This is a genomic window from Achromobacter sp. 18P8.1.1, from assembly GCF_057799415.1.
This window is the reverse complement of the sequence record NZ_JBYOKH010000035.1, coordinates 17429-32908: the sequence shown is the minus strand read 5'-3', so window position 1 is coordinate 32908 and position 15480 is coordinate 17429. Positions and strand designations below refer to the sequence as shown.

Annotated in this window: 18 protein-coding genes; 13 read left to right on the top strand and 5 right to left on the bottom strand. The window is 64.7% G+C overall.

What is annotated here, in order from left to right; genetic code table 11:
- The first annotated feature begins 50 nt into the window (after nucleotides 1-50).
- The 3 genes from AC27VE_RS20760 to AC27VE_RS20750 are packed head-to-tail and all read left to right on the top strand — an operon-like array spanning nucleotide 51 to nucleotide 1845.
- Nucleotides 51-764, top strand: a complete 714-nt coding sequence (locus tag AC27VE_RS20760) for a MarC family protein (RefSeq protein WP_006223445.1) — start codon at nucleotides 51-53, stop codon at nucleotides 762-764.
- 57 nt (nucleotides 765-821) lie between these two features.
- Nucleotides 822-1307, top strand: a complete 486-nt coding sequence (locus AC27VE_RS20755) for a disulfide bond formation protein B (protein WP_488704859.1) — start codon at nucleotides 822-824, stop codon at nucleotides 1305-1307.
- Nucleotides 1308-1332: 25 nt separating this feature from the next.
- The gene (locus AC27VE_RS20750) at nucleotides 1333-1845 is read left to right on the top strand and encodes a YgjP-like metallopeptidase domain-containing protein (RefSeq protein ID WP_315131092.1); all 513 of its coding nucleotides are present in this window, start codon (nucleotides 1333-1335) and stop codon (nucleotides 1843-1845) included.
- A 64-nt stretch (nucleotides 1846-1909) separates the two neighbouring features.
- Here AC27VE_RS20750 and purF read toward each other — a convergent pair whose 3' ends face one another.
- The 4 genes from purF to folC all read right to left on the bottom strand — a co-directional run bounded on the left by purF (nucleotide 1910) and on the right by folC (nucleotide 6138).
- On the bottom strand, nucleotides 1910-3430 hold the full coding sequence (purF, locus tag AC27VE_RS20745) for an amidophosphoribosyltransferase (protein WP_088588336.1): 1521 nt from the start codon (nucleotides 3428-3430) through the stop codon (nucleotides 1910-1912).
- A gap of 30 nt (nucleotides 3431-3460) precedes the next feature.
- Nucleotides 3461-3949 (bottom strand): CvpA family protein, encoded by a 489-nt coding sequence (locus tag AC27VE_RS20740; protein ID WP_088588337.1) that lies wholly within the window; start codon nucleotides 3947-3949, stop codon nucleotides 3461-3463.
- Nucleotides 3949-4764, bottom strand: a complete 816-nt coding sequence (locus AC27VE_RS20735) for an SPOR domain-containing protein (RefSeq protein WP_488704858.1) — start codon at nucleotides 4762-4764, stop codon at nucleotides 3949-3951. The genes AC27VE_RS20740 and AC27VE_RS20735 overlap by 1 nt, the downstream gene beginning before the upstream one ends.
- A gap of 63 nt (nucleotides 4765-4827) precedes the next feature.
- The gene (gene folC / locus AC27VE_RS20730) at nucleotides 4828-6138 is read right to left on the bottom strand and encodes a bifunctional tetrahydrofolate synthase/dihydrofolate synthase (protein ID WP_488704857.1); all 1311 of its coding nucleotides are present in this window, start codon (nucleotides 6136-6138) and stop codon (nucleotides 4828-4830) included.
- A gap of 164 nt (nucleotides 6139-6302) precedes the next feature.
- On the opposite strand from folC, the gene AC27VE_RS20725 reads away from it, so the two are divergent.
- The 4 genes from AC27VE_RS20725 to AC27VE_RS20710 all read left to right on the top strand — a co-directional run bounded on the left by AC27VE_RS20725 (nucleotide 6303) and on the right by AC27VE_RS20710 (nucleotide 10152).
- Nucleotides 6303-6719 carry a cupin domain-containing protein gene (locus AC27VE_RS20725; protein ID WP_035212692.1) on the top strand — a complete coding sequence of 139 codons (417 nt, stop codon included), beginning with the start codon at nucleotides 6303-6305 and terminating at the stop codon, nucleotides 6717-6719.
- A gap of 63 nt (nucleotides 6720-6782) precedes the next feature.
- A complete protein-coding gene (locus AC27VE_RS20720) occupies nucleotides 6783-7754 on the top strand; it encodes a Bug family tripartite tricarboxylate transporter substrate binding protein (RefSeq protein ID WP_488704856.1) in 972 nt (323 codons plus the stop codon).
- On the top strand, nucleotides 7751-8986 hold the full coding sequence (locus AC27VE_RS20715; RefSeq protein WP_488704855.1) for a CaiB/BaiF CoA transferase family protein: 1236 nt from the start codon (nucleotides 7751-7753) through the stop codon (nucleotides 8984-8986). Before AC27VE_RS20720 ends, AC27VE_RS20715 begins: the two co-directional genes overlap by 4 nt.
- Nucleotides 8986-10152: an acyl-CoA dehydrogenase family protein gene (locus tag AC27VE_RS20710; RefSeq protein ID WP_488704854.1), complete on the top strand. Its 1167-nt coding sequence runs from the start codon at nucleotides 8986-8988 to the stop codon at nucleotides 10150-10152. The genes AC27VE_RS20715 and AC27VE_RS20710 overlap by 1 nt, the downstream gene beginning before the upstream one ends.
- A gap of 36 nt (nucleotides 10153-10188) precedes the next feature.
- Here the strand turns inward: AC27VE_RS20710 and AC27VE_RS20705 are convergent, their stop codons facing one another.
- Nucleotides 10189-10926: an IclR family transcriptional regulator gene (locus tag AC27VE_RS20705; protein ID WP_088588342.1), complete on the bottom strand. Its 738-nt coding sequence runs from the start codon at nucleotides 10924-10926 to the stop codon at nucleotides 10189-10191.
- 142 nt (nucleotides 10927-11068) lie between these two features.
- Between AC27VE_RS20705 and AC27VE_RS20700 the strand changes: the two genes are divergently transcribed.
- From AC27VE_RS20700 to AC27VE_RS20675, 6 genes are all read left to right on the top strand, one after another.
- Nucleotides 11069-11446 carry a flagellar protein FlaG gene (locus AC27VE_RS20700; protein WP_488704853.1) on the top strand — a complete coding sequence of 126 codons (378 nt, stop codon included), beginning with the start codon at nucleotides 11069-11071 and terminating at the stop codon, nucleotides 11444-11446.
- A gap of 144 nt (nucleotides 11447-11590) precedes the next feature.
- Entirely contained in the window at nucleotides 11591-12979 is a 1389-nt protein-coding gene (fliD, locus tag AC27VE_RS20695) for a flagellar filament capping protein FliD (RefSeq protein ID WP_488704852.1), read from the top strand.
- Between the two features lie 19 nt (nucleotides 12980-12998).
- Complete coding sequence (gene fliS / locus AC27VE_RS20690) at nucleotides 12999-13427, top strand: flagellar export chaperone FliS (RefSeq protein WP_488704851.1); 429 nt, start codon at nucleotides 12999-13001, stop codon at nucleotides 13425-13427.
- 47 nt (nucleotides 13428-13474) lie between these two features.
- Nucleotides 13475-13828, top strand: a complete 354-nt coding sequence (locus AC27VE_RS20685; protein ID WP_488704850.1) for a flagellar protein FliT — start codon at nucleotides 13475-13477, stop codon at nucleotides 13826-13828.
- A complete protein-coding gene (gene fliK, locus AC27VE_RS20680) occupies nucleotides 13825-15162 on the top strand; it encodes a flagellar hook-length control protein FliK (RefSeq protein WP_488704849.1) in 1338 nt (445 codons plus the stop codon). Before AC27VE_RS20685 ends, fliK begins: the two co-directional genes overlap by 4 nt.
- Nucleotides 15162-15479, top strand: a complete 318-nt coding sequence (locus AC27VE_RS20675; RefSeq protein ID WP_006223462.1) for an EscU/YscU/HrcU family type III secretion system export apparatus switch protein — start codon at nucleotides 15162-15164, stop codon at nucleotides 15477-15479. The genes fliK and AC27VE_RS20675 overlap by 1 nt, the downstream gene beginning before the upstream one ends.
- Nucleotide 15480 lies beyond the last annotated feature (1 nt).

The following is a 15480-nucleotide window of genomic DNA, read 5'->3' as shown; positions in this document are numbered from 1 at the left end:
CACCCCGGACCGCATACAATCCGGGTTTTCGGCCAGGCGACGCCCGCTCCATGCAGCTCAATGACTATTTGCGCGTTTTCGGTGGCAGCTTTTTCTTCGCGCTGGCCACGCTCCTGCCCTTCCTGAACCCGCCGGCCATCGCGCCGATCTTCCTGTCGCTGACGGAAGGCGCGTCATCCTCCACGCGGATGGTGCTGGCCAAGCGGGTGGCGATCAACGTTTGCCTGATGCTGATCGTGGCCATGGTGGCCGGCAACGTGCTGCTGAGTTTCTTCGGCATTTCGCTGTCCATCGTGCGCGTCGGCGGCGGGATGCTGGTGATCGCCAGCGCCTGGCGGCTGGTGAATTCCCCTGACGCCGATACCGAACGCGTAGCGCGCATGGCCGAATCCTTTACCCCGGAAATGGCCAAGGCCCGCGCCTTCTATCCGCTGACCTTCCCCATCAGCTGTGGCCCCGGCTCGATCGCGGCGGCCATCACCGTGGGCGTTTCGCTGCGCGACCAAAACCACGTGCTGAGCCTGGTGCGGCTGGGCGGCTCGATTCCGGGCATCATCGCCGTGTCGCTGACGCTCTATATCTGCCTGCGTTTTGCCGCCCAGATGCTGCACCGCCTTGGCGACAACGGCACCGCCGTGTTCATGCGGCTGTCGGCGTTCATCATGCTGTGCCTGGGCGTACAGATCTTCTGGGAAGGCGCGCGCGACCTGATGCTTGGCGTGCTGACGCAAGTCATGCAACCAATTCCGATTCCCAAGGCCTAAGTCCTGAGCCTGGCTGGACATGGATCCCGCCCCGAACAACCCGAATCCGCAACAACAATGACTACTCGCTCTGAACGCCTGCTTCGCCTGATCGCCTTATTCTGCTTCGGCGCGGTGGGCGTGGCCCTCGTCTCCCAGCACGTCTTCGACATGCCGCCCTGCGCCTGGTGCGTCATGCAGCGCCTGATCTATCTGGTGATCGGTGTAATCGCCCTGATCGGCGGTTTCGGCGGCGGACGCGCGCTGACGCGCATCGCCGCAGCGCTGGCGGCCCTGCTGTCCCTCGGCGGCGTAGCCGCCGCCTGGTATCAATACAGCGTCGCCGCCAACATGCTGTCCTGCGACCAGACCTTTGCCGACCGCTTCATGACCGGCATCGGCCTGGAAGGCGCGATTCCCTGGCTGTTCGGCATCTTCGCCACCTGCATGGACGCCAAGGTGCCGGTGCTGGGCATCGAGTACGCCCTGTGGAGCCTGGCGCTGTTCGTGATCCTGTTCTTCATGGCACTGCCCGTCGTCTTCGGGCGGGGCCGCTCCCAGTAAGCGGCGCGCCTCGCGCAAGATCATTTTGAAATACCTGACCGGCTACCCGGAAACCCTGCTGCTCCAGGCCCAGAAACTGCTAGACCAAGGCAAGCTGGGCGCCGCACTGCTGTCGCGCTACCCCGACGGTCCACATGCCGTGCGGACCGACCGCGCGCTGTATGAATACGTGACGGACCTGAAGAACACCTATATGCGCAATGGCGACCTGATCAACAAGGTTGCCTACGACAGCAAGATCCACGTGATCCAGCATGCGCTGGGGCAGCACACATACATTTCGCGGGTGCAAGGCGGCAAGCTGCGCGCCAAGCACGAGATCCGCGTGGCGACGCTGTTCAAGACGGTACCTGCCGAATTCCTGAAGATGATCACGGTGCATGAGCTGGCACACCTGAAAGAGAAGGACCACAACAAGGCCTTCTACAACATGTGCCTGCGGATGGAACCGCACTATCACCAATACGAATTCGACCTGCGCCTGTATCTGACGCATCTGGAGGCGACGCGGGAAACCCTCTGGGAGGCGAAGGGGTAAACGGCCCGGCGAAAAAAATGCCGTCCCTCGGGACGGCATTTTCAATCAGCCTGACAGTAACGGATCAGGCGTCGTTAGCGGCGTAACCCATATTGAACTGCAGGCCGCTGGCGCCTTCCTCCTGGCCCGGCTCCGCGCGCGACTGGCCCAGGCGGGCCAGGTATTCGGCGGTGATGTCGCCGGTGACGTATTCACCGTCGAAGCACGAGGCTTCGAAACGCGACATCTTGGGGTTCAGGTCACGCACCGATTGCTGCATGTCTGCCAGGTCCTGGTAGATCAGCGAGTCGGCGCCGATGGCGCGGGCGATTTCCTCGTCGGTGCGGCCGGTGGCGATCAGTTCCGACTGCGTGGGCATGTCGATGCCGTACACGTTGGGGAAGCGGACCGGAGGCGCAGCCGAGGCGAAATACACCTTGTTGGCGCCGGCGGCGCGCGCCATGTCGACGATTTCGCGGCTGGTCGTGCCGCGGACGATGGAGTCATCGACCAGCAGCACGTTCTTGCCCTTGAATTCCATGCCGATGGCATTGAGCTTCTGGCGCACGGACTTACGGCGCACGGCCTGACCCGGCATGATGAACGTACGGCCCACGTAGCGGTTCTTGATGAGCCCTTCGCGGTAGTCCAGGTTCAGGCGCGCAGCCAACTGCATGGCGGCAGGACGCGACGAATCCGGAATCGGCATCACGACGTCGATATCGCCCAGGCGCATGTTGCGCGCAACCTTGTCGGCCAGGTATTCGCCCATGCGCAGGCGGGCGTCGTAGACCGACACGCCGTCGATCAGCGAATCCGGACGCGCAAAATATACGTATTCGAAAATGCAGGGCACCAGTTGCGGATTGTCAGCGCACTGGCGGCTGACGAAGCGGCCGTCCAGGTCGATGAACACGGCTTCGCCCGGATCGACGTCGCGCACGAAGACGAAACCGCTGCCTTCCAGCGCCACGGATTCCGACGCCACCATCCATTCGGTGCCTTCGTCGGTTTCCATGCGGCCGATACACAGCGGACGGATGCCGTTGGGGTCGCGGAACGCCAGCAGGCCGTAGCCGGAAATCTGCGCCACGACGGCGTAGGCGCCACGCACGCGCTTGTGCACGGCCGACACCGCGCGGAAGATGGCGTCGTCGTCAAGCGACACACCGTTGGCCGACGATTGCAGCTCGTGCGCCAGCACGTTCAGCAGCACTTCGGAATCCGAATTGGTGTTGATGTGGCGGCGATCGACCCGGTAGAGCGATTCGCGCAGTTCACGCCAGTTAGTCAGGTTGCCGTTGTGGGCGAACATGATGCCGAACGGGGCGTTGACGTAGAACGGCTGGGCCTCTTCCTCGCTGGCGCTGGAGCCCGCGGTGGGATAGCGGACCTGGCCGACGCCAGACGTACCCGGCAGCGAGCGCATGTTGCGCGTACGGAAGACGTCGCGCACCAGGCCGTGAGCCTTGTACATATTGAATTGGTTGCCTTGCGACGTCGCGATGCCCGCGGCGTCCTGCCCGCGATGCTGCAACAGCAGCAAGCTGTCATAGAGCAGCTGGTTGACCGGCCCGCGCCCGATGACCCCTACGATTCCACACATGGTGAGATTTCCTGGTTGATTTGAAGCTAATCAATACGGCAGCCATGTCGCCAAAGACGGCGGCAGCCACGTTTTGATATGTTTGATGGCCTCGATGGCCGAATGCGAAAACATGGCGTCCTTCCACCACGGCTCTTGGGGCAGCGGCGTATAGCCGGCGGCGGCGACCAGCGCCAGGACGATCACCAGACCACGGGCCAGCCCGAACATGCCGCCCAGGCCGTGATCGGCGGGGCTGAGTCCGGTACTGCGGATCAAGGCGGCGAGCGTCATGTTGACCAAACCCACACCAAGCAGCACAAGGATGAACACCACGGCGTATGAGACTCCCATGCGCAGCAGCGTCGTTTCAATATAGGGCTCCAGCCACGTGTAGACCGTAGGGCCCCACCATATCGCGGCCACGAAGGCCAGCAGATAGGCGACCAGCGACAGCACCTCTTTGAGCAGGCCACGCACCAGGCCCAGCACACCCGAGACCGCCAGGATGGCCAGCACGACGAAGTCGAAGCCGGTCACTATTGCGCGGCGATGAAACCATTGTCATAGCCCAAGGTGCGCAAACGCGCCTGGGCCGCCTGCGCCGCCTCGCGCGAAGGGAACGGCCCCACGCGCAGACGGTACTGCTGTTTGCCTCCGATGGAGGCTTGTTCCACAAATGCGTTGGTGACGCCCGCCTGATGCAGCTTGGTGCGGCGCGACTGGGCGTCTTCCGATGTCGTATAGGCCGCGATCTGCAGGACGAAGTTGCCTTTCGCTGCGGCGGGCTTGGGCGTCGGTGCAGCGGCAGCCGGCGCGGAACGGCCTTCCAGCAGAGCCAGGGCGCGTGCGCCGTCGTCGGAACGCGTGTCGGGCTTGGGCGCCGTGGCCGGCTTCGGTTCCGGCCTGGGTTCGGGCTTCGGCTTGACTTCGGGCTTGGGCGGCGTGGCGGGCGGCGTCACTTGCGTGGCGGGCGGCGTTGTCGGCGCAACGGCTACGGGCGGCACCGATGTGACGGGCGGCGGCGTCGGGACAGCGGCAGGATCCGTGGGGGCCGCACCCGGGGTGCCAGACTCCGGCGTGGCAGGCGCGGAGGCCTGCGGCTCGCTTACCTGCGGCTGGAACGGCGTATTGCGTTCCGGCACGCGGATGGGAATGTTGTCGGCAACCGGCACGGGCTGCGAATCAAGCACCATGGGAAGAATGATGACAGCCGCCAGCACCAGGGCGACGGCGCCTGCCAACCTGCGCCGCGCGCGGCCGCGCAGCTCCGCAGCCTGCACCTCGCTAGGCACTGCCGCCCGTTTGGAGGACTGCGCCTGATCGGCAGGATCTTTGCGTTTGAAAAAACCCATGGAAGAGAATTCCTTGCGGCGCCTTGCGGCAATATGGCGGCGGGCCGCCAAGACCCGATTTGCCTATGCCTTGCGACCCAGAGCCTGCAAAACCGAGGCCACGGTGAGAAACGACCCGAACACTACGATTCTATCATTCTCGCCCGCCCGTTCGCGCGCCGCAGCGAAGGCCTGCGCGGGATCCGCATAGGCGGCGATGCTGGGACTTTCGGCCCCGGCGGGCGACGGTGGCAAGGCTGCGGCCACCTGTTCGGCCAGCGCCTGGCCGGCGGTTCCGCGCGGCCCGGGCAGGCCGGCGCAATACCAGTGGTCGATACGGGTGCCCAGCTTGGCCACCACGCCCGCCAGGTCCTTGTCGTTCAGCATGCCGAACACCGCATGGGTATACGGATGGAAGCCCATGTTATCCAGGTTCTGCGCCAGCACGGCTGCGGCATGCGGGTTGTGCGCCACGTCCAGAATCACCGAAGGCTGGCCCGGCAGGATCTGGAAACGGCCCGGCAGCGAGGCCTGCAGCAGGCCCAGCCGCACGGCCTGTTGTTGCACCGGGAGGCGGTCCCGCACGGATTCCAGCGCGGCCAGCGCGGCCGAGGCGTTCAGCAATTGATTGGCGCCGCGCAGGGCCGGATAGGCCAGCGCGCTGCGGCGCTGTTCACGGCCGCCGTACGCCCACTGCTGGCGGTCGCCGGAATAGTTGTAATCGCGCCCGAACAGCCAGAGATCGGCGCCGATCTGCTCGACGTGATCCAGGAGCGATTGCGGCGGCACGGGGTCGCTGCAGATGGCGGGGCGGCCGGCGCGGTAGATATGGGCCTTTTCGAAGCCGATTTTTTCACGGGTGTCACCCAGCCAGTCGGTATGGTCGAGGTCGACGCTCGTGACGATGGAGCAATCCGCGTCCACGATGTTGACGGCGTCCAGACGGCCGCCCAGGCCCACTTCCAGTACGACGGCGTCCAGGCGCGATTGCGAGAACAGGCGCAGGATGGCCAGCGTGGTGAATTCGAAGTACGTCAGCGAGACCTCGCCGCGGGCGGCTTCCACGGCCTGGAACTGTTCGATCAGGGCGGCGTCGGAAGCGATCTGGCCGTTGACGCGGGCACGTTCGTTAAAGTCGATCAGGTGCGGGGAGGTATACAGCCCGACCTTGTAGCCGGCCGCCAGCAGGATGGCTTCCAGCATGGCACAGGTGGAACCCTTGCCGTTGGTCCCGCCAACGACGAATTTCACGCCGGACAATTCCAGCCCCATGCGCGCAGCCACTTCGCGGACGCGGTCCAGGCCCATGTCGATCGCGGTGGCGTGGATGGACTCCAGGTACCGCAGCCAATCGGACAGGGTGGCGGAGGCGTCAGGCGGGCGAACAGGGGACATGGCGGGGTCGCGAAGTGAGATCAGCCTTGGATTTTAGCAGTCCGCGCACGGTGTTTTCCCTAATCCCCTAGGGTGCGGCACGGTATCTCGGCCGAAAAAGCGCTTGCCGATGTTTTTTTCATACGTGAAAATAAATTTATGTATGAGAATTTAAACGGACGACCATGACGCAACCGAAAACCCCCAACTGGCTGGTCCGCGAGGCCGACGTCCCGGGCTACCACCCCGCCAACCACACTGGCACGCTCAACCGCCGGTTGATCAGCCCCGAGACCGTCGGCGCACGCGGCGTGGAAGTGCTGCTGGGCGTCATCGACAAGGGCAAAGGCGCCCTGCCCCACGCCCACCCCGGCATCGAACAGGTCTGTTATCTGATTTCGGGCACGGCACGCGCCCAGGTGCAGGACGAATGGGCCGATATGGGCCCGGGCGATTGCTGCTATTTCCCGCCCGACATCCCGCATGTCTTCACCGTGACGAGCGACGAGCCCGCCCGCCTGCTGGTGATCTACACGCCGCCTTATGAAGAATCCCCCGATCGCGTGATCCGCGATTTCCCGGCATCACCCCCTGCCGCCTGACGGCGCAGCGACAGGCAGCGGACGAAGAGCCGCGCTTGCCCCGACAAAAACTGGAGACAAACCATGCGAAACCTGAGCCTGCTGGGCGCGGCCCTACTTGGCGCAGCGGCCGTGATGGCGGCCCCCGCCACCCACGCCGCCGACTATCCCAACAAACCCATCACCCTGATCGTGCCTTTCCCCGCGGGTTCGGGCACCGACGCCGTCGGCCGGATCTTCGGATCCGAACTGTCGGCCATCCTGGGCCAGCAGATCGTCGTCGAGAACAAACCCGGCGCCAACGCCACCATCGCCGCCAGCTACGTGGCGCGTGCCAAGCCTGACGGCTACACCCTTTTCGTCACCACCAACACGTCGCACTCGGCCGCCCCCTGGCTGATGAAGAACGTGCCCTACGATCCGGTCAAGGACTTCACCCCCATCGCGCGCGGCGGCAACCTGCCCTTCATCCTGGTCGCGAATCCGAAGCGCCCCTGGAAGAACGTCGCCGACCTGGTGGCGGACGCCAAGAAGAACCCGGGACGCATCACCTACGCCAGCGGCAACAGCACCGGCATCGTCGCGGGCGCCACGCTGGCCGACCGCGCCAAGATCGACATCCTGCACGTGCCTTACAAGGGCACGCCGCAAGGCCTGACCGATGTCGTGGGCGGGCAGGTGGACTTCATGTTCACCGACCTGGCTTCCGGCCTGCCCTTCGTGCAATCGGGCCAGTTGCGCGCGCTGGCCGTGTCCACCGCCGAACGCAGCGCCATCGTGCCCGACCTGCCGTCCATGGCCGAGTCCGGCGTGAAGGACTTCGACCTGAATTCCTGGAACGGCTACTTCGGCCCGGCCGGACTGCCGCCCGACGTCGTGGCCAAACTGAACGCCGCGATCAATCAGGTCGTGGCCAAACCGGAAGTGAAGAAGCGCCTGGCCGGCCTGGGCTTCGACGCTTTCTCCAGCACGCCCGAGGCGTTTGCGCAGTTCGTCAGCGAACAACGCGACCTGTGGGGCAAGCTGATCCGCGACGCGGGAATCGAACAGCAATGACGCAGCACAACCCCTCTGAGACGACATCCGGCGCCGGCCCGCTGAGCGGCGTGCGCATCCTGGACCTGAGTTCGGTCGTGATGGGCCCCTACGCCACGCAGATCCTGGCCGACCTGGGCGCCGACGTGATCAAGGTGGAGCCGCCCTCGGGCGACAACATGCGGGCCGTCGGCCCCATGCGCAACCCCGGCATGGGCCACCTGTACCTGCACCTGAACCGCAACAAGCGGTCCATCGTGCTGGACCTGAAGACGCCCGAGGGCCTGGACGCCTGCCTGAAACTGGCCGAAAGCTGCGACGCCCTGCTCTACAACATCCGGCCGCAGGCGATGGCCCGTCTGGGCTTGTCGTATGAAGCGGTGGCCGCGCGCAACCCGCGCATCGTCTATCTGGGCGCCTACGGTTTCGGCGAGGCCGGCCCGTACGCCGGGCGGCCCGCCTACGACGACCTGATCCAGGGCCAGACCGGCATCGCCGCGCTGTCGGCCCAGCAAAGCGGCGACGTGCCGCGTTATGCCCCGCTGACGCTGGCGGACCGTGCCGTAGGCCTGCACGTGGGCATTGCCCTGGTGTCGGCGGTGCTGCACGCCAGGGCGACGGGACGCGGGCAACAGGTGGAGATCCCCATGTTCGAAGGCATGGCGCACCTGGTATTGGGGGACCACCTGGGCGGCGCCACCTTCGAGCCGCCGCTGGGCCCGACGGGCTACGCGCGCCTGCTGGCGCCGCATCGCCGACCCTATGCAACAGCCGACGGCTATATCTGCCTGCTGATCTACAACGATAAGCACTGGCGCAATTTCTTTGGCCTGATTGGCCGGCCGGAGCTTGAGCAGGATCCCCGTTTCTGCACGCACGGGGCGCGGGCCGCGCATATCAGCGAGGTCTACGCCTTTGTGGCGGAGGTGATCAGCTCGCGCCCGAGCCAGGCATGGTTGGACGATCTGGCGCGCGCGGACATTCCCGCGTCTCAGCTGTACACGGTGGACGGATTGCTGCAGGACGAGCATCTGGCCGCCACCGGCTTCATCCGCGAAATGGACCACCCCTCCGAAGGCCGGATACGCACGACCGCTCCGCTGGGCCAGTACCAGGGCACGCCCACATCCCTGCGTCGGCACGCGCCCAGGCTGGGCGAACACAGCCGCGAAGTGCTGGAGCAAGCCGGCTATGACGCCGCCCGGATCGACGCCCTGGTCGACCGCGGCATTACCCAAGATGGAAATAACTGATGGACTTTGCCTTCACCCCAGATCAATTGGCGCTGCGCGACGCCGTTGCGCGCATTTGCAACCGCTACCCCGATGAATACTGGCTGGAACGCGACCGCGAAGGCGGCTTTCCCGAGCCGCTGCACGCCGACCTGGCGCGCGACGGCTGGCTGGGCATCGCCATGCCGCAGGAATACGGCGGCGCCGGCCTGGGCATGACCGAGGCCGCACTGATGATGCAGACCATCGCGGCCTCCGGCGCGGGGTTTACCGGTGCGTCCGCCGTCCATATGAATATCTTCGGCCTGAACCCGGTCGTCGTGTTCGGCAGCGACGAGCAGCGTGCGCGTTGGCTGGAGCCGCTGATCGCCGGCCGCGAGAAGGCCTGCTTCGCCGTGACCGAGCCGGACGCCGGGCTGGACACCACCAAGCTGTCCACGCGGGCCGTCCGCCAGGGCGACGAGTATGTGGTGCATGGCCGCAAGATCTGGATCTCGACGGCGCAGGTCGCCAACAAGATGCTGCTGCTGGCGCGCACCACGCCGCTGTCCGAGGTGGACAAGCCCACGCAGGGGCTATCGCTGTTCTATACCGATCTGGATCGCGAGAAGATCGAAGTGCGGGAGATCGAGAAAATGGGCCGCAAGGCCGTGGACTCGAACATGCTGTTCATCGACGGTTTGCGGATTCCGGTGGCCGACCGCATCGGCGAGGAAGGCCGCGGCTTTGAATACATCCTGCATGGCCTGAACCCGGAACGCATCCTGATCGCCGCCGAAGCGGTGGGCATCGGCCGCGCCGCGCTGGACCGGGCGGTGAAGTACGCCGGCGAACGCACCGTGTTCGGCCGGCCCATCGGACAGAACCAGGGCATCCAGCACCCGCTTGCCCAGGCCTGGATGCAGCTGGAAGCGGCCGACCTGATGGTGTTCAAGGCCGCCAGCCTGTACGACGCCGGCCAGCCTTGCGGGCCCTATGCCAATACCGCCAAGTACCTGGCGGCCGAGGCCGGCTACAACGCCTGCCAGACCGCCGTGATGACGCTGGGCGGCATGGGCTACGCCAAGGAATACCACGTAGAGCGCTTGCTGCGCGAAAGCTTCATCCCGCGCATCGCGCCGGTCAGCCCGCAGCTGATCATGTGCTTCATCGCGGAAAAGGTGCTGGGGCTGCCGAAGTCGTACTGACGCCATCGGCGCCGCGCCGCGTGGCGCGGCAGCGCCTCAGGCCTGCTGTTCCAGCCCGGTGCAGGCCGCCCGCAGGATCCGCGCATAGGCTTCCTGCTGCGGCTCGATCCGGTAGATCGGGCCGCCGACCGAAATCGCGTAGTGTTCGCCCGACAGGGTGACGGGCCAGGCGATCGCGCCCACGTCCGCGATGGATTCACCGCTATTCATGAACCAGCCCCGCTGACGCGACCGCTGGATATCGTCCTGCAAGGCTTGCGGCGTGACGAGCGTGCGCTCGTTGTAGCGGGTCATTGCCATGCCGGCCAGCATCGTATCGCGCACGGATTCGTCCATCAGCGACATCAACGCCTTGCCCAACGAATTGGCGTGAACGTCTTTGAACTCGCCGGCAACGGGCGCATATCGGATGGTATGTGGGGAATCCAGCACATCCAGGTACACGACGCGCCCGTCCTGGGTCAGCTTGGCGAACACGACGGTCTCGCGCGTGGCATCCCTTAATTCGACCAAGCTGGGATAGACCCGGTCCAGGACGGGGTCGGCCCGGGCAATGCGCTGGGCCATGGCCAAGAGACGGCCCGTGGGGTAGTAGCCCTGCCGGCGGCCGGTTTCGTACAGGTAGCCCAGGCCGGTCAGGGTGCGGATCAGCGCGAGGCAACTGGACACCGGGACGTCAAGCAGCCGGGCCAGTTCCGACAAGGGCAGCGCGCGTTTTTCGCGGGCAAAGGTTTCGATGATTTCGATAACTCGCAGCGCCGTCTTGACACTCATTGCCCGATCCGAACTATTTAGCACGTGAAACATCTGCCTCGCCGAGGGCTAAAGTTCCCTGCGGGCATGCCGTTATGGTAGCTGAGAATTCCCTGAAAACAGCGCGTTCCTCCGAGACGCCCACATCGCCGCTGGAGTGATCATGGCCGTAACCCCCTTAGCACCCGCTACGTACGCACCCGCTGCGATGACGCAGGCGCACGTCGTTGCCGAACCGGCCGTGATCGTCACGCCCGCGGCGGCAGCGACCAATAGCAGCGCTTCCGACAGCGCCACGTCGGATCAATCAGACTCGCAGAAGCTGCCGCTAGACAAGGCGCTGGACGAAATCAACGACCAGATGAAGGCCTGGTCCACGCAACTTCAGTTTGAGATCGATCCCAACGTGCATCAGGTCGTGGTGTCGGTGGTGGATGCGGAAACAGGTGACGTACTTCGCACCATCCCCAGCGAAACGGTGCTGAAAATCGCCAAAATGATCGTGAACATGCAAGGCAATGGCATCAAAACCACAGCTTGATACGGACCTTAAAACGGCGTTTATCGCTTATTTTGGCGCCATTCCCTGAGGGAAGCGCCGAATTAGGCCCGCCTTATGCCCTTACCCGGCCAATCGCCGACACCGTATTTTTGACAGAATCGCTTCGCAAGAAAGGAATTTCACATGGCTTCCATCACTAACCTCGGCTCAGTTTCCGGCTTGCCGCTGGAAAAGATCCTGTCTGACCTGCAAGACGCCGAGACGAAAAAGCTGTCCGTCTACACCACGCGCGCACAAAGCTATCAGACCCGCATTGACGCTTACTCGCAGCTGCAAAGCGCGCTGGAAGCCCTGCAGTCGTCGGCCGCCGTATTGGGCAAGGCAGAAACGATGGGGGCCATCAAGGGTAGCGTCACGGGCGGTTCCGCCTTGACGGCCACCGTGGCCGCCGAGGGCGCCGTGACGGGCCAATACACGATCGAAGTGAAAAACCTGGCGCGGGCACAAAGCCTGCAATCGACGGCGGTCGCTGACCGTACCGCCCAGAACGGCACGACCGGCAAGTTCGAAATCGAATTGGCCGACGGCACCAAGCACACGGTCGACCTGAAAAACGACACGTCGCTCAACGGCATCGTCAAAGCCATCAACGCCGACGACAAGAGCGGCGTGCGCGCCACCGTCATCAACGACGGCAACGGCAACAACTACTTGATGCTGACGGCACGGGACACCGGCGAAAAGGCCTCGGTCAAGTCCATCACCGTGAACGGCGACGCATCGCTTCAGAACATCCTGAGCTTCAGCACGGACGCAGGCGGCAACACGACCGGCATGGCGGCCACCAAGGCGCAAGACGCTGAGGTCATTATCAACGGCATTACCGTCAAGAGCGGTTCGAACAACATTTCGACCGCCATCGACGGCATTACGCTGAACCTGGCTGAAAAGACGGAAACGGACAAGCCCATCACGCTGAAACTGGAAGCCGACACCTCGGTCGCCAGCAAGGCAATCCAGGACTTCGTCACTAAGTACAAGACGCTGCAAACCACGATCAAGAACCTGACGTCGTTCGACGCAAAAGCTGCCACCAACCAGCCCCTGACGGGCGACGGCACCACGCGCTCGATCCAGTCGGCGCTTGCTGGCGCGTTGCAAAGCGTTTTGGGCGACGGCACCCTGCGCTCGCTGGCGGATCTGGGCATCACGACTGACGCCACCGCCCGCGAATTGAAGCTGGACACGACCAAGCTGACCAAGGCGTTGACCGACAACCCCGGCGACGTCACCAAGCTGCTGACCGGCGAGAATGGCCTGGCCAAAAATATCGACGCCGCCCTGAAAGACGTGCTGGGTTCGACGGGCTCGTTGAAGACGCGCCAGGACGGCCTGGCCAAGACGATCAGCGCATTGGACGCACAAAAGGCGCGCGCAAAAGCGTCCAGCGACGCGGAAATTGAGCGGATGCGTGCGCAGTTTGTAGCGCTCGACACGTTCTACATGAAGATGCAAAGCACGGGTAATTACCTGACCCAGCAGTTCGAGGCACTGAACAAGTCCACCAAGTAACTTATAGAAGATGCATTAAATGACGTATGCCGCCCGACGGCCCTCAGGGTCTTATTCTGTTCGTTCCTACGCCGATATCGGCTTGGAAACGCAAGTCCTGGGCGCAAGTCCGGAGCGGCTGATCACGTTGCTCTATCTGGGCGCCCGGGCAGCCATCGGGCAGGCCCGCATTCATTTGAACGAAGGCCGTATCGCCGAGCGCGGCGCGGCCATCTCGAAGGCGATCAAGATTGTCGATGAAGGTCTGAAGACCGGGCTGAATATGGAAGCAGGAGGCGACATCGCGGCCAACCTCGCCCTTCTATATGACTACATCATCCGCACGCTGCTGACGGCAAACCTGAAGGCAGATGCCGAGCAGCTCGACCTTGCCGATCGGCTGCTGGCCGACTTGGCCGAAGCCTGGCAGACTTCCATCGACCGGCCGGCTGGCGGCTTGGAGCCGTAATGGCCCAGAATATGCCTGCAGTCAGCCTGCGAACGCCCGAGATTTCCATGACGTCCCTCACCCAGTCCACCCCCTCCATCCTGGAAAACTACCAGGAAATCGCGTCTATTACAGGGGAAATGCTGGCCGCCGCCAAGGCGGGCGATTGGGACTTGGCGATGGTCCATGGACAACAATATTGCGAACGCGTCGAACTTCTGCGCCAGTACGAGCAAAAAGTCCCGTTGGACGAAGCCGCACGCACGATGAAGTACGACCTGCTGGTCCGCATCCTGGAAAACGATGCCCTTACTCGGGACCTGGCGCTTCCTCAACTGGCTCGCCTGGGCGAGTTGCTGGGACGCATGAAACGTCAGCAGACCCTGCTCTCCGCCTACGGCTATCAGGCGCCTAAAGAATGAGCGTAGGTCCCGCCGCACTCGGTAACGTCCTGGTGCAACGGTTGGACGCCGTGCTTGGCACGACGATGTCCGCCGCCAACGCCAATCAGGTCTCCGGCGCCCGGCCCGACGCCGTCAGCCAGCCCGGCGGCCTGGAGAAGCCCGGCTCGGCAGACGGGTCCACCCGCGATCCTCGGCAAGGCATACAGACTGGCGGCACCCGAGGTGACCGCCAGAATACTGTTGTCGACCCCAAGACTGCCGCCGCCCTGGCGCTGGCCGCGCGCGGGCTGGTCACCAGCAGCGACACCACTGCCTCCGCCCCGACCACATTGGGCACCACGGCTCGTGCCATTCTTGCGTTGCTCGCCCAGTTTCCGGAGGCCGCCCCCGCCGTGCAGGGACGCGCCCCGCTGTGGAATGCCAATGGCGCTCCGGGCCAGCCTGCCGGCCAACCCGCCGCTAGCCAGCCAGTGCCGCCATCCGGCCAGCTGCCCACCCCATCAACGGCTACGGCTGCGACTACGCCTGCGCCCGCCCCGACACCGACCGCCACGGCAGCGAGCTTGCTTGCCGCCGAAGATGCCGGTACGTCCGCTCCGGCGGCAAAGGCCGCCGCACCCTCCGGCCAGGCCAATGCCGGTCGCGGCGCCGAGGCGGCCGCCCACGCATCAATGGCTGCCAGTGGGCCGTCGGCCCGTCTGCTGGGTCAGGCGTTGCGCCAAGCACTACAGACCAGCGGTCTATTCTACGAATCGCATCTCACGGACATGGTGTTCGGCCGGACAAACCCGTCAGCACTCCGAAACGAGCCGCAGGCCAAGCTGAGCAAGGACGCCGCCCCCCAAAATGCCGCCGTCGTCCGAAGCAGGCCAGAAGCGTCCGCAACGGTGCGCTCTGGCGGTAGCGTCGATGCGCCGTCCGGTTCCGGCGCCCCCAGCACTTCCGCACCCGGCGCACCGGTCGCCGGCATCCACCAGGACCTGAACGTTCTGGTGCGCCAGCAACTGGACGTGCTGGCCAACCAATCGCTGACCTGGCAAGGCGAGGCCTGGCCCGGCACGCCGATGGAATGGGAAGTGGAACGCGACCCCTACGGTGGCGACCCCGAGTCCGCGACGCCCACCTGGGCCACGCGCCTGAAGCTCGATCTGCCCCGGCTTGGCCTGGTGGACGCCCGGCTGAACCTGGCCGGCGACCAGATCGTCCTGCAACTGGTTGCCCCCCTGGCAGCCGCCGAGATCAATGACTCGTCCGACCAGCTGCGATCGCGCCTCCTGGCCGCGGGCCTGACCCTGAGCAACCTGGCGGTCAGCGTGACGGAACCCCGCGCCATCGACCCGAACGACCTCTGATGAGCACCACCTCCTACGCCGAGGACAACGGCCCCAACGCCAACCGCAACGCGGCAGTCGCCATTTCGTATGACGACAAGGACGGCGCTCCGCGCGTCGTCGCCAAGGGCTACGGCCAGTTGGCCGACACGATCGTCCGTGCCGCCGAAGAGAACGGCCTGTACGTACACGAGTCCCGCGAACTCGTCGGGCTGCTCATGCAGGTGGACCTGGACGCACATATTCCCCCCCAACTGTACGTAGCAGTGGCAGAATTGCTGGCCTGGCTCTATCGCCTGGAATCGCGCGAGCTTCCTGAAGCCGCGCCACCCGCCTGAC

Bases quoted from the DNA above. Each gene is read 5' to 3' on its own strand.
- AC27VE_RS20760 (WP_006223445.1), top strand. From the start codon at position 51: ATGCAGCTCAATGACTATTTGCGCGTTTTCGGTGGCAGCTTTTTCTTC.
- AC27VE_RS20755 (WP_488704859.1), top strand. From the start codon at position 822: ATGACTACTCGCTCTGAACGCCTGCTTCGCCTGATCGCCTTATTCTGC.
- purF (WP_088588336.1), bottom strand. From the start codon at position 3,430: ATGTGTGGAATCGTAGGGGTCATCGGGCGCGGGCCGGTCAACCAGCTG.
- AC27VE_RS20735 (WP_488704858.1), bottom strand. From the start codon at position 4,764: ATGGGTTTTTTCAAACGCAAAGATCCTGCCGATCAGGCGCAGTCCTCC.
- folC (WP_488704857.1), bottom strand. From the start codon at position 6,138: ATGTCCCCTGTTCGCCCGCCTGACGCCTCCGCCACCCTGTCCGATTGG.
- AC27VE_RS20725 (WP_035212692.1), top strand. From the start codon at position 6,303: ATGACGCAACCGAAAACCCCCAACTGGCTGGTCCGCGAGGCCGACGTC.
- AC27VE_RS20720 (WP_488704856.1), top strand. From the start codon at position 6,783: ATGCGAAACCTGAGCCTGCTGGGCGCGGCCCTACTTGGCGCAGCGGCC.
- AC27VE_RS20715 (WP_488704855.1), top strand. From the start codon at position 7,751: ATGACGCAGCACAACCCCTCTGAGACGACATCCGGCGCCGGCCCGCTG.
- AC27VE_RS20710 (WP_488704854.1), top strand. From the start codon at position 8,986: ATGGACTTTGCCTTCACCCCAGATCAATTGGCGCTGCGCGACGCCGTT.
- AC27VE_RS20705 (WP_088588342.1), bottom strand. From the start codon at position 10,926: ATGAGTGTCAAGACGGCGCTGCGAGTTATCGAAATCATCGAAACCTTT.
- AC27VE_RS20700 (WP_488704853.1), top strand. From the start codon at position 11,069: ATGGCCGTAACCCCCTTAGCACCCGCTACGTACGCACCCGCTGCGATG.
- fliD (WP_488704852.1), top strand. From the start codon at position 11,591: ATGGCTTCCATCACTAACCTCGGCTCAGTTTCCGGCTTGCCGCTGGAA.
- fliS (WP_488704851.1), top strand. From the start codon at position 12,999: ATGACGTATGCCGCCCGACGGCCCTCAGGGTCTTATTCTGTTCGTTCC.
- AC27VE_RS20685 (WP_488704850.1), top strand. From the start codon at position 13,475: ATGACGTCCCTCACCCAGTCCACCCCCTCCATCCTGGAAAACTACCAG.
- fliK (WP_488704849.1), top strand. From the start codon at position 13,825: ATGAGCGTAGGTCCCGCCGCACTCGGTAACGTCCTGGTGCAACGGTTG.
- AC27VE_RS20675 (WP_006223462.1), top strand. From the start codon at position 15,162: ATGAGCACCACCTCCTACGCCGAGGACAACGGCCCCAACGCCAACCGC.